Annotated in this window: 13 protein-coding genes; 4 read left to right on the top strand and 9 right to left on the bottom strand. The window is 71.0% G+C overall.

Annotation, left to right across the window (positions count from 1 at the left end; translation table 11 throughout):
- The 9 genes from tcuA to RIF89_RS06265 all read right to left on the bottom strand — a co-directional run.
- Nucleotides 1–1,107: FAD-dependent tricarballylate dehydrogenase TcuA (tcuA, locus tag RIF89_RS06305; protein ID WP_309068282.1), on the bottom strand; the 1,107-nt coding region annotated here is incomplete at its 3' end.
- Between the two features lie 63 nt (nt 1,108–1,170).
- Nucleotides 1,171–2,730, bottom strand: coding sequence for a tripartite tricarboxylate transporter permease (locus RIF89_RS06300; protein WP_309068281.1), 1,560 nt, complete (start codon nt 2,728–2,730; stop codon nt 1,171–1,173).
- 2 nt (nt 2,731–2,732) lie between these two features.
- Entirely contained in the window at nt 2,733–3,335 is a 603-nt protein-coding gene (locus RIF89_RS06295; RefSeq protein WP_309068280.1) for a tripartite tricarboxylate transporter TctB family protein, read from the bottom strand.
- A gap of 1 nt (nt 3,336) precedes the next feature.
- Nucleotides 3,337–4,374, bottom strand: coding sequence for a tripartite tricarboxylate transporter substrate-binding protein (locus RIF89_RS06290; protein WP_309068279.1), 1,038 nt, complete (start codon nt 4,372–4,374; stop codon nt 3,337–3,339).
- A gap of 307 nt (nt 4,375–4,681) precedes the next feature.
- Complete coding sequence (locus RIF89_RS06285) at nt 4,682–5,005, bottom strand: cupin domain-containing protein (RefSeq protein WP_309068278.1); 324 nt, start codon at nt 5,003–5,005, stop codon at nt 4,682–4,684.
- A 47-nt stretch (nt 5,006–5,052) separates the two neighbouring features.
- Nucleotides 5,053–5,997, bottom strand: a complete 945-nt coding sequence (locus tag RIF89_RS06280) for an NAD(P)-dependent oxidoreductase (protein ID WP_309068277.1) — start codon at nt 5,995–5,997, stop codon at nt 5,053–5,055.
- A 43-nt stretch (nt 5,998–6,040) separates the two neighbouring features.
- Complete coding sequence (purQ, locus tag RIF89_RS06275) at nt 6,041–6,748, bottom strand: phosphoribosylformylglycinamidine synthase subunit PurQ (protein ID WP_309068276.1); 708 nt, start codon at nt 6,746–6,748, stop codon at nt 6,041–6,043.
- Nucleotides 6,745–6,993: a phosphoribosylformylglycinamidine synthase subunit PurS gene (gene purS, locus RIF89_RS06270; RefSeq protein ID WP_309068275.1), complete on the bottom strand. Its 249-nt coding sequence runs from the start codon at nt 6,991–6,993 to the stop codon at nt 6,745–6,747. The genes purQ and purS overlap by 4 nt, the downstream gene beginning before the upstream one ends.
- Before the next feature lie 38 nt (nt 6,994–7,031).
- Nucleotides 7,032–8,012: a Gfo/Idh/MocA family oxidoreductase gene (locus tag RIF89_RS06265; RefSeq protein WP_309068274.1), complete on the bottom strand. Its 981-nt coding sequence runs from the start codon at nt 8,010–8,012 to the stop codon at nt 7,032–7,034.
- A gap of 201 nt (nt 8,013–8,213) precedes the next feature.
- On the opposite strand from RIF89_RS06265, the gene RIF89_RS06260 reads away from it, so the two are divergent.
- The 4 genes from RIF89_RS06260 to RIF89_RS06245 all read left to right on the top strand — a co-directional run.
- On the top strand, nt 8,214–9,542 hold the full coding sequence (locus RIF89_RS06260; RefSeq protein ID WP_309068273.1) for an ABC transporter substrate-binding protein: 1,329 nt from the start codon (nt 8,214–8,216) through the stop codon (nt 9,540–9,542).
- 106 nt (nt 9,543–9,648) lie between these two features.
- Nucleotides 9,649–10,665: a sugar ABC transporter permease gene (locus RIF89_RS06255; protein ID WP_309068272.1), complete on the top strand. Its 1,017-nt coding sequence runs from the start codon at nt 9,649–9,651 to the stop codon at nt 10,663–10,665.
- Between the two features lie 29 nt (nt 10,666–10,694).
- Nucleotides 10,695–11,585 (top strand): carbohydrate ABC transporter permease, encoded by an 891-nt coding sequence (locus RIF89_RS06250; RefSeq protein WP_375294441.1) that lies wholly within the window; start codon nt 10,695–10,697, stop codon nt 11,583–11,585.
- A gap of 58 nt (nt 11,586–11,643) precedes the next feature.
- Nucleotides 11,644–11,757: family 1 glycosylhydrolase (locus RIF89_RS06245; protein ID WP_309068283.1), on the top strand; the 114-nt coding region annotated here is incomplete at its 3' end.

Genomic DNA, 11,757 nt, shown 5'->3' with positions numbered 1-11,757 from the left:
CGCAGCCTCCGCGAGTCCGTCGAGCGTGTCGGCCGTGTGGACGCCGATTCCCGGCATGTCGTACTCCTCGGTGCGCAGGGCGGGCCGCAGCGCGGCGTCGAACACCTGCCAGGCGACAGATCCGGGCTGGGCGAGGATCTCGCGGCCGTACTTGGCGTATGTGTAGTTGCGGAAGTCGGCCCCCTCGTCGAGAAAGCGCTCGCCGTCGCGGTTGACGATGATCCCGAGCGGGTAGCTCTGACGCGTCAGGCGGTTCGTGAGCTCGCGGTTGGACTCGTTGAGCTCGGCGCCGGCGTCCCACTGCACGCTGTGGCACGTCGACCAGTCACCGCCCCGCTGGGCGCCGATCTCGAGCGCCGCGAGGAGCATGTCGCCCGTGTTGTAGGGCGTGCCGCGCACCTTCGCGTTCGCCCAGCCCGGCCCGAGGTGCTGCTCGCGCAGCTCGGGATTCGATTCGAACCCGCCGGCCGCGAGGACCACGCTCTCGGCCCGCAGCTCGCGCGTCGCACCGTCGGCGTCGTACCGGACGCCGGTGACCGCGCCGTCCTCGACGATGAGCGATGTCGCGCGTGCGCCGTACCGCACCTCGGTGCCCATCCGCTCGGCCACCGCGGTGTGGTCGTCGATCAGGCCCACGCCGCCGCCGACGTTGCCCACGTGCAGGCCGCCCCAGAAGAGGTAGGTGCCGTCAGGGCGGGCGTACGCCTGGCGCTCGTACATGAGTCGGTACTTCAGCCCGAGGCCGTGCAGCCAGCGCACGGCGTCCGCCGCCTCGTTCACCAGGATGCGCGCCATGTCGGGGTCGGTGCGCCCGTCGGTCACCTTCTCGAGGTCGGCGAGGTACTCATCCGACGAATACGGCGGCACGATCGTCGCACCGTGGCGCTCGTCCGGCTCGACGATGTCGCGCAGGTCGTCGAGTCCGCCGTGCGGGATGCGGGTGGCACCCGCCGTGTAGTAGCTGTTGCCGCCTGCCATGTCGTTCGTGCCACGCTCGAGCAGCACCACGCGTCGGCCGCGCTCGGCCGCGGCGTGGGCCGCCGAGAAGCCCGCGTTGCCGCCGCCGACCACGATGACGTCGTATCGCTCGGGTGAAGTGGATTCCACTGGATTCCTCCTGGTCTGTCGAACCTCGCGCAGGGCGTCGAGCCTCGGTTCGTTGGGTCTCGCTCAGTGCGTCGAGTCCGTGGGGGTGGTCTGGGCGCCCTCCGCGTCGCGCGCGCCGGCCGCTCGCAGGGCGCGACGACGGCGGCGGCCGAGCTGGGCGCCGATGAGCGGCGGCACGATCAGAAGCAGGGCGGCGACGATCCAGAGCCCGATGGTGAGCGGGCTCGAGACGAGGATCGCGGGGTCGCCCTCGGAGAGGGTCATCGCGCGACGCAGCTGCGCCTCCATGAGCGGACCCAGGATGAGGCCGACCACGGCGGGCGCCGCGGGGATGTCGGCGAGCCGCATCAGCATGCCGAGCGCGCCGAGCGCCGCGAGGATCACGATGTCCGTGGGGGAGCCGCCCGCCGCGAACGCTCCGAGCGCGGCGAACACCGTCACGGCCGCGTAGATCGACCAGCTGGGCAGCATGAGCAGCCGCGCCCACACCTTCACGAGCGGGAGGTTGAGCACGAGCAGCATCACATTGCCGATGAACAGCGACGCGATGAGAGCCCACACGAGGTCTCCCGACTCCGCGAACAGGGTGGGCCCGGGCTGCAGGCCGTACGACTGGAAGGCGGTCAGGATGATCGCCGCGGTGGCCGAGGTCGGCAGCCCGATCGTCAGGAGAGGCACGAGCACGCCCGCCGCCGCGGCGTTGTTCGCCGACTCGGGGCCCGCGACGCCCTCGATCGCGCCGCGGCCGAACTCGCCGCGGTGTCGCGAGAGCCGCTTCTCGGCGGCATACGACAGGAACGTCGGGATCTCCGCGCCGCCCGCCGGGAGCGCGCCGATCGGGAAGCCGAGAGCGGTGCCGCGCAGCCACGCGGGCCACGACCGGCGGAACTCCTCGCGTGACAGCGCCGTGCGGCCCTTCACAGGGGTCACGGTGCTGCGCCCCGTGCCCGAGAGCACGTGCGACAGCGTCTCCGCGATCGCGAACAATCCCACGACGACGAGCACGACGTCGAGACCGTCCAGCAGCCGGTCGCTGCCGAACGTCAGGCGCGGCTGGCCCGACTGCACATCGATGCCGACCAGGCCGATCGTCAGGCCGATCACGAGGCCGGCGGCGCCCTTGAGCAGGTTCGGGCCCAGCAGCGCGGCGACCGAGATGAACGCGATGGCCATGAGTGCGACGTACTCGGGCGGGCCGAGCGTGATCGCGAACTGCGCCATGACGGGCGCGAGCAGCGTGAGACCGACGGTCGCCACGATGCCGGCGACGAACGAGCCGATCGCGGCCGTCGCGAGCGCGGCCGCGGCACGACCCGCGCGGGCCATCTTGTTGCCCTCGATCGCCGAGACGATCGACGCGGACTCGCCCGGGGTGTTGAGCAGGATCGACGTGGTGGATCCGCCGTACATGCCGCCCGAGTAGATGCCGGCGAACAGGATCAGCGCCGCCGACGGCTCGAGGCGGAACGTGATCGGCAGCAACAGCGCCACCGTGAGTGCGGGCCCGATGCCGGGAAGGACGCCGACAGCCGTGCCGATCGTGACGCCGAGCAGCGCCCACAGCAGGTTCGCGGGGGTGATCGCCGCAGCGAACCCCTGCATGAGCAGGTCGAACGTGTCCATGGTCAGAACCCCCAGGGGCCGGCCGGGAGGGCCAGGCCGATCAGCCGGTCGAACAGGAGCACCACGGATCCGGCGATCAGCACGCCCGTGATGGGGAGGTGCCAGCCGCGCGGTGCGCCGAGCAGCAGGGCGCCCGCGACATACAGAGCGGCGCCGCTGACGAAGAAGCCGGCGAACGGCAGGATCAGCGCGAACAGGATCAGCGCCACGAGGACGAGCGCCGCGCGCAGCAGGGCGCGGCGGCCGAGCACGGCACCGCGCTCGATCCCGCTCCGCCCGCTGCGGAGCAGGACCGTGCCGAAGCGCGCATTCGTGACGATCAGGCTCGCGCCGAGCACGCCGAGCAGGGCGCCGATCACGAGCGGGAACGCCGCGGGGCCCAGCGGGTCCGATGAAGCGGGGAGGCGCAGCGCGTCCACGATCACGAGCACCGCCGCGATCACCATGATCGCGCCGATGATCAGCGACGCCACGCCCGACACCACGGCCGGGTACGCGCCGGCCGAGACCGGCGGCGGATCCTTCTCGATCGCGGCGAGGTTCGTGGTGGTGAGACCCGGCAGCTCGCGCCCGCGGGTGCGGTCGGGTTCCATCGGTTCGCTCATGTCACTTCACCAGTCCGATCTGCTCGAGGATCTGTGCGGTGGTCTCCTGATCGGTCTTCAGGAACTCGGTCAGCTCGGGACCGGTGAGGTACGCGTCCTCCCAGCCGCGATCCTCGAGGATCTCGCGCCACGCCGCCGACTCGTGCATCTCGTCGAGCATCGCGATCAGCGCCTCGCGCTCGTCCTCGCCGAGGCCGCGCGGTGCCGCGATCCCCCGCCAGTTCTGCAGCTCGATGTCCAGGCCCGACTCGCGCAGCGTGGGCACGTCGGGGAGGTTGGCGACCCGCTCGGGACTCGAGACCGCGAGCGCGCGCATCGAACCGTCCTCGATGTACGGCAGCAGTTCGGAGATGCCCGACATCCCGGCCGTCGAGCGCCCCGACAGCATGGTGGTGAGCGCTTCGCCGCCACCGGAGTGGGCGACGTAGGAGGCCTCGCGCGGATCCGCTCCGACGGCTTCGGCGACGAGTCCAGTGAGCACCTGCTCGACGCCGCCCGCGGATCCGCCCGCGATCGACACCGATCCGACGTCCTCCGCCATGGCGTCTGCGAGATCCTCCATCGTCTGGATCTCGGAGTCCGCGGGCACCGCGATCACGAGGTACTCGGTCGTCAGGCGGGCGAGCATATCGACGTCGTCGAGCGTCGCCTCAGAGCCGTTCGTCAGGATGGCGCCGACCATGATGGCGCCCGTGACCATGAGCTCGTTCGCCTCGCCGGTGTGACGGACGAACTGCGGCAGCCCGATCGTGCCGCCGGCGCCGCCGACGTTGTAGACCTCGGTGCGACCGACGATGTCGCCCAGCGCGGTCTGCACGGCGCGGGAGGTCTGGTCCCAGCCGCCGCCGGGGTCGGCCGGCGCCATGATGCGCAGCTGCCGACCGCCGAGCGCGTCCTCGAGCGCGCTTGCGCTCTGGGACCGCTGCGTGATGCCGGTGATCGCGAGCGCGGCGATCATCGCGACCGCCGCGAGAGCGCCGACGATGAGCCGCCAGCGGGATCTGCGGCGGGGAGGTGCCTGTTCTTGGGTGGGCATCATCGCCCTCTCCTCTCGACATCGGTGTCGCTACCTGTATACAGGTGTACACCGAAGCCCGCAAGCGTGGCGGCGCCCACCCGCATGGGGCGTAGCGTGCCCGCGCCCGTGCCCAAGCCACATGGTGTGAACGAGACGACACGATCCGGACGCGCCAGACCGTGTGGTCTCGTTCAGGCGATGTGGTTTGGGCGCCAGGAGCGGAGGGCCACCCGGCGAGGAACTCCCGGGCGGTCATGTGGTGAGGGGTTAGGCGGTCAGGCGGTGAAGGGTCAGGCGCGACGGACGCGGGTGGCCGTGCGCGCGCACCTCACTCGAGCCACTCGGTGATGAAGCGGTCGCTCTCGTGGATGTGGGTCGCGATGTACTCGCCGCGGTCGAGCACCTCGAAGCGGTGCGCCACGAACGCGGGCACGACGAGCACCTGGTTCGCCGATCCGACGACGCGCTCGTCGCCGACGGTGAACAGCGCGCTGCCCGCATGGATCAGGAACGTCTCGCTGTACGGGTGCCGGTGCAACCGGGGTCCCGTGCCGGGGCGCGGAGCATGCTCGCGGAAGAAGCTCACGGCCGAGCCGTGAAGGTACCCCTCGAAGTTCGCGTCAGCGGCGAGGTCGATCGGTGAGACGGCCATGCGGCCCAGTGTGCCGCAGCCGAGCGCTCCGCGTCGGGCGGATCGCCTCAGGTGCGGATGACGACGTTCAGCGGCTCCTCGCCGCGGGCCATGCGCTCGGCCTGCGTCGCGATGAGCTTGGCCACGCGCGGGCGCATGGCGCCGGATCGACCACCCACGTGCGGCGCGATCAGCGCGCCGGGCAGCGACCAGAGCGGGTGCCCCTCCGGCAGCGGCTCCGGGTCGAACACGTCGCTCGCGACACGGATCCGGCCTCGCGAGACGTGGTCGACGAGCGCGTCGGTGTCGACGATCGGACCGCGGCCGACGTTCACCACGAGCGCGCCGTCCGGGAGTGCCGCGAGCGCGGCCTCGTCCACCAGGTGCCGCGTCTCCGATCCGCCTGGCAGGGCCACCAGCAGGACGTCGGCCGTCGGCAGCAGCTCGGGGAGCTCGTCGATCGCGCGGACGTCGATGCCGTCCTCCCGGCGCGCACGGCTCGCCACCGGCACGAGATCGACCTCGAACGGCAGGATGCGGTCGGCGATCGCCTTGCCGACGCCGCCGAAGCCGAGCAGCACGACGCGCTTGTCGGCGAGACCAGTCGCCTCGAACGACTCCCACACGCCGCCGTCCTGGTTCCGGACCATGCGCGGCAGCTCGCGCTGCGCCGCCAGGGTCAGCGCGAGCGCCAGCTCGGCGGTCGCGGTCTCGTGCACGGAGGCCGCATTGGCGAAGACCGTGCCGGCGGGCAGGGTGTCCTCCACGCCGTCGTAGCCGATCGACTGGCCCTGCACGAGCCGGTGCTCGACGCTCGTCAGCGCCTGCAGCGCGGCCCCGTTGCCCATGTACGGCGGCACGACGATGTCGATCCGCTCGCGCGGCGCGGGCTCGTTGGCGCCGTCCCACTCGATGACCTCGATCGCGAGCGCGGGATCGAGCAGCGCGCGCACATCGTCCGCGAGTTCGGCGTTCGGGATGGACAGGACGACGGTGTCAGGCGAGGCGCTCACCCTTCGACCCTATCGGCGCGATGCCATCGGGCGCGCGGCGACCTCAGGCGGCCTGGGCGACCGTGGCGGCGACGGCGCTCGTGAAGAAGCCGAGGCCGTCGACGCCCGAGCGCATGGCGGCCGCGGTGCCCGGGCCGAAACCGGGCTCGACCGCGTGCTCGGGGTGCGGCATCAGGCCGACCACGTTGCCGCGCTCGTTGGTCAGGCCCGCGATGTCGTTCAGCGAGCCGTTCGGGTTCACGCCGAGGTAGCGGAAGGCGACCTGGCCCTCGCCCTCGATGCGCCGCAGCGTCTCGTCATCGGCGATGTAGCCGCCATCCGCGTTCTTCAGCGGGATCACGATCTCCTGGCCGACCTCGAACGCGCTCGACCAGGCGGTCGACGCGTTCTCGACGCGCAGGCGCTGGTCGCGGCGGATGAACTGCTGGTGCGCGTTCCGGATGAGCCCGCCCGGCAGCAGGTGCGCCTCGACGAGCATCTGGAAGCCGTTGCAGATGCCGAGGATCGGCATCCCCTGTGCGGCCGCGGCCTTGACCTCGGCCATGATCGGCGCGTGGGCGGCGATCGCGCCGGCGCGCAGGTAGTCGCCGTAGCTGAAGCCGCCGGGCAGCACGAGCGCGTCGACGCCGTCGAGGTCGTGCGATCCGTGCCAGAGCGCCACGGGCTCTCCGCCGGCGAGGCGGACCGCGCGCTGCGCGTCGCGGTCGTCCAGCGAGCCGGGGAAGGTGATGACGCCGATCCGGGCGGTCACTCGACCACCTCGATCCCGACGACGTCCTCGATCACGCCGTTGGAAAGGATCTCGTCTGCCACCTGGCGCGCCTCGACGAGCAGCTCCTCTGTGACCTCGCCCTCGACCGTCAGCTCGATGCGCTTGCCGATGCGCACGTTCTGGAACGCTCCATGACCGAGGCGCGTGAGCGATCCGGTGACGGCCTTGCCCTGCGGGTCCAGCAGCTCGGCCTTGGGCATGACGTCGACGACGATGGTGGGCATACTCCGACTTCCGGTGGGCGGCGGGGATCGGGGATATTCTACGTGGCCGAGCCGAGCAGCTCGGCCCGCAGCCGGTCGATCTGGCCGAGGATCGCCAGGGTCTGGGCGTGCGGCACGAGCGGCGACTCGCGAAGCCCCTCGCGCAGGCAGCGCGCGACCTCGGCGGCCTCGTTGCCGAAGCCCCGGCCGTACAGCGGCTGGGGCGGCTCGAACCGCAGGGCCTCGCCCCCGGAGGCGGGGGTGAACGTGAAGTGCGTGGGCGCGAAGAAGTCGGGGATGTCGATCCAGCCCGCATCGGTCGACAGGCGCGCGGCGGTGGGCGCGTGGCGGGTCAGGCCGACCGCCAGGCTCGCGACGACATCGCCCGGATACCGGCCCGCGATCGCGACATCGAGATCGACGGCGGCGGAGATCCCCGTGGCCCGCAGCTCGATCGCCTCGCCGAGCAGGATGTGCGCGAGCGTGAGCGGGTAGACGCCGACGTCGAGCAGCGCGCCGCCGCCGAGTGCGGGGTTGAGCAGGCGGTGCTCGGGGCCCGCGTCGACACGGAAGGCGAACTCCGCGGACAGGTGCCGCGGCGCCCCGAACTCTCCCCCCGAGAGCCGTGCCCCGAGATCGAGGATGACGGGATTGCACGCCATCCACATGCCCTCCATGAGGAAGCGGTCGTGCGCGCGTGCGGTCTCCATGAGCGACGCGGCCGTCGCCCGGTCGAGCGTGAGCGGCTTCTCGCACAGGACGTGCTTGCCCGCCTCGAGTGCGCGCGTCGCCTGCTCGTGATGCAGCGCGTGCGGCGAGGCGATGTAGACGACGTCGACGTCCTCGTCCGCCAGCAGCTCGTCGTACGCGGCATACGACCGGGCGGCGCCGTGGCGGGCGGCGAACGCGGCCGAGCGCTCGGCGTCGCGCGAGGCCACCGCGATGAGCTCGGCGCCGGGCGTGAACGCGAGATCCGCGGCGAAGGACTCGGCGATGGAACCGGGCGCGAGGATGCCCCAGCGGGTGGTGGTCTCTGTCACGGGGCGAGCATATCGGCGCCCGCGCGGGCGGGGAGCGCGGGCGGCGGATCACATCCTCATCACGGTGTTGCAATCGTGGGAGCGCTCCCATAGGCTCGCACCCAACCTCGGTGGGAGCGCTCCCATGCGACTCCGCCGAAGGTCCCTCTCACCATCGGGCGCGCCATGACGGCGCCTTGCCCACCCACAAAGGAGTGAACTGTGAAGGCACACACCTGGCGTCGTTTCGGCGCCATCGCCGCGTCGGGCTCTGTCGCGGCCCTCGCTCTCGCCGGCTGCGCGCCGGCGACCAACGGCGGCACGGGCGGCGGGGAGCCGGCGTCCGACGAGCCGGTCACCCTCACCATCACCACGTTCGGCACGTTCGGCTACGAGGACCTGTACGAGCAGTACATGGACGAGCACCCCAACGTCACGATCGAGGCGACGAACATCGACACGGGCGGCAACGCGCGCACCGATCTGTTCACCAAGCTCGGCGCCGGCTCGGGTCTGTCCGACATCGTCGCCATCGAGGAGGGCTGGCTCGGCGCGGTCATGGAGGACGGCGTCTCCGACCAGTTCGCCGACCTGCGCGACTACGGCATCGAGGATCGCAAGGGCGACTGGGTGGACTGGAAGTACGCCACCGGCACGGATCCCCAGGGCCGCGTGATCGGCTACGGCACCGACATCGGTCCGGCCGGCCTCTGCTACAGCACCAAGGCCTTCGAGGCCGCAGGCCTGCCGACCGACCGCGAGGAGGTCGCGGAGCTGCTCGAGGGCGACTGGGCGCACTACTTCGAGGTCGGCCAGGAGTACACCGACAAGACCGGCAAGGCCTGGTTCGATCACTCCGGCTTCGTCTGGAACTCGATCGTCAACCAGCAGGCCGAGGGCTACTACACGTCCGACGGCGAGCTGAACGTCGAGGGCAACGACGATCTCCGCGCCAACTTCGACCTCCTTGCCGAGGCCGTCGAGGGCGGCCAGTCCGCGGCGCAGGCCGCGTGGGACTGGAACGGCGGCAAGTCGTTCCTCGACAACACCTTCGCGACCTTCGTCTGCCCCGGCTGGATGCTGGGCGTGATCCAGGGCTCGATCGAGGGCGCAGGCGGCGGCGCGGACAGCGGCTGGGACTTCGCCGACGTCTTCCCCGGCGGCGCGGGCAACTGGGGCGGCGCCTGGCTGTCGATCCCCGAGTCCAGCCAGAACAAGGAGGCGGCCGCCGCGCTCGCCGACTGGCTGACGCAGCCCGAGCAGCAGGTGAAGCAGGCGGCAGCGGCCGGCAACTTCCCCTCCACCCTGGAGGCGCAGGCGACGCTCGCCGAGGAGGCGACGCCGAACGAGTTCTTCAACGGCTCGCCGACCGGCGCCATCCTGGCCTCGCGGGCCGAGGGCGTGAAGGCGCAGTTCAAGGGCCCGGACGACTCCGTCATCCAGGAGAACGTGTTCGGCCCCGCGCTGCAGAAGCTCGACCGCGGCGAGCTCGACGCCGACGGTGCGTGGGAAGAGGCGCTCTCGCTCATGACCGAGCTGGAAGTCCGGTAACACACCGCACGCGCGCGTGCCGGGGCCGGGCCTCCGGTCCCGGCACGCGCCGCTCCAGGGCCCCGCGCCCACCCGCCTTACCGCTTCCGACCCAGGACGTCTCGCCATGACCACCACGCTGTCCGCGCGACCCACGCGCCCGAACGTGCCGCCGCCCACGCCCTCGTTCCGCCAGAGGCTCTCGCGCTTCGACCTCAAGGCGTCGCCGTACTTCTACGTGTCGCCCTTCTTCCTCCTGTTCGCCCTCACCGGCCTGTTCCCGCTCGCCTACACCGCCTACGTCTCGGTGCACGAGTGGGATCTGCTGCGGGGCCAGGGCGAGTTCGTGGGGCTGAGCAACTTCACCGAGCTCCTCGCGGACGGCATGTTCTGGAACTCGATCTTCAACACCCTCAGCATCTTCGTGCTGTCGGCGATCCCGCAGCTGCTCGTCGCCATCGTCGTGGCGTATCTGCTCGACCAGGGCCTGCGCGCCCCGACCTTCTGGCGCATGGGCGTGCTGCTGCCGTTCGTCGTGACGCCCGTCGCCGTGGCGCTCATCTTCTCCAGCGTGTTCAACGAGGCGGACGGCCTCGCCAACAACCTCGTCAATCTCATCGGCATCGCCGACCTCGAGTGGAAGCACGACAAGTTCCTCAGCCACCTCGCGATCGCGATCATGGTGAACTTCCGCTGGACGGGCTACAACGCGCTGATCCTGCTCGCCGCGATGCAGGCCGTGCCGCGTGACCTCTACGAGTCCGCCGCCCTGGACGGCGCGGGAAGCGTGCGCCGCTTCCTCTCGATCACGATCCCGTCGATCCGCCCCACCCTCATCTTCGTGATCATCACGGCCACCATCGGCGGCCTGCAGATCTTCGCCGAGCCGAAGCTGCTCGACGTCGCCAACGCGGGCGGCATCGGCGGCTCCGACCGGCAGTTCCAGACCACCGTGCTGTTCATGTGGGAGCTGGCGTTCTTCCGCCGCAACTTCGGCGAGGCGTCGGCCGTCGCGTGGCTGCTGTTCCTGCTGATCGTCGGGATCGGCCTGATCAACTTCTTCCTCTCGCGGCGGATCGCCACAGGCGACGGCGCGAGGCCGAACCGCAGGGCCCGCCGCGCTGCAAAGGAGGCCGCCAAGTGAGCACCCTGACCGAAGACTCCACGCGAGCGATCGTCACCGGCACGCCCGAGGCCACCTCGGGGCGGCCGCCCCGGCGCCGCGCCGCACGAGGCGGCGTGGCCGGCCTCGGAAGCCGGCCCGGCTTCCTCACCTACGGCCTGCTGACCGCCTTCCTGGTCGGCAGCGCGTACCCGCTGTGGTGGTCGTTCGTCGTCGCGAGCGGCACCAACCAGACGCGCGCCGAGACGCTGCCGCTGATCCCGGGTGGCAACTTCCTCGCCAACGCCGCCAAGGTTTTCGATGCGATCCCGTTCTGGACCGCGCTGCTGAACTCCGTACTGGTGTCGAGCATCATCACGGCCTCGGTGGTGTGCTTCTCGACGCTGGCGGGGTACGCGTTCGCGAAGCTGCGCTTCCGCGGCCGCGACGGACTCATGGTGTTCGTGATCGCGACCATGGCCATCCCGACACAGCTGGGCATCATCCCGCTGTTCATGGTCATGCGCCAGTTCGGCTGGACCGGCACGATAGGCGCCGTGATCATCCCGACGCTCGTCACGGCGTTCGGCGTGTTCTTCATGCGCCAGTACCTCGTCGACGTGATCCCGGACGAGCTGATCGAGGCGGCGCGCGTGGACGGCGCGAACCAGTTCCGCACGTTCCTGACGGTCGGCCTCCCGGCCGCGCGGCCCGCCATGGCGATCCTGGGCCTGTTCACGTTCATGACGGCCTGGACCGACTACCTGTGGCCGCTGCTCGTCCTCAGCCCGCAGAACCCCACGCTGCAGACCGCGCTGAGCAACCTGCAGTCGGGCTTCTACAAGGACTACTCGATCGTGCTCGCGGGTGCCGTCCTCGCCACGATCCCGCTGCTCATCCTGTTCATCGTCGCCGGCAAGCAGCTGATCAGCGGCATCATGGCCGGAGCCGTCAAGGGCTGACGCCGCGCCTGTCCGCGACATATCCTGCGCCCTGAGAGCGCTACCGAGAGAGACCGTCATGACCACTTCCCCCCGCACCTTCCCCCACGAGTTCCTGTTCGGCGCCGCGACCGCCGCGTACCAGATCGAGGGCGCCGCCTTCGAGGACGGGCGCACCGCGTCGATCTGGGAC

This window comes from Microbacterium sp. (genome assembly GCF_031178525.1).
Classification (GTDB): domain Bacteria; phylum Actinomycetota; class Actinomycetes; order Actinomycetales; family Microbacteriaceae; genus Microbacterium.
This window is presented reverse-complemented; position numbering and strand designations above follow the sequence as displayed.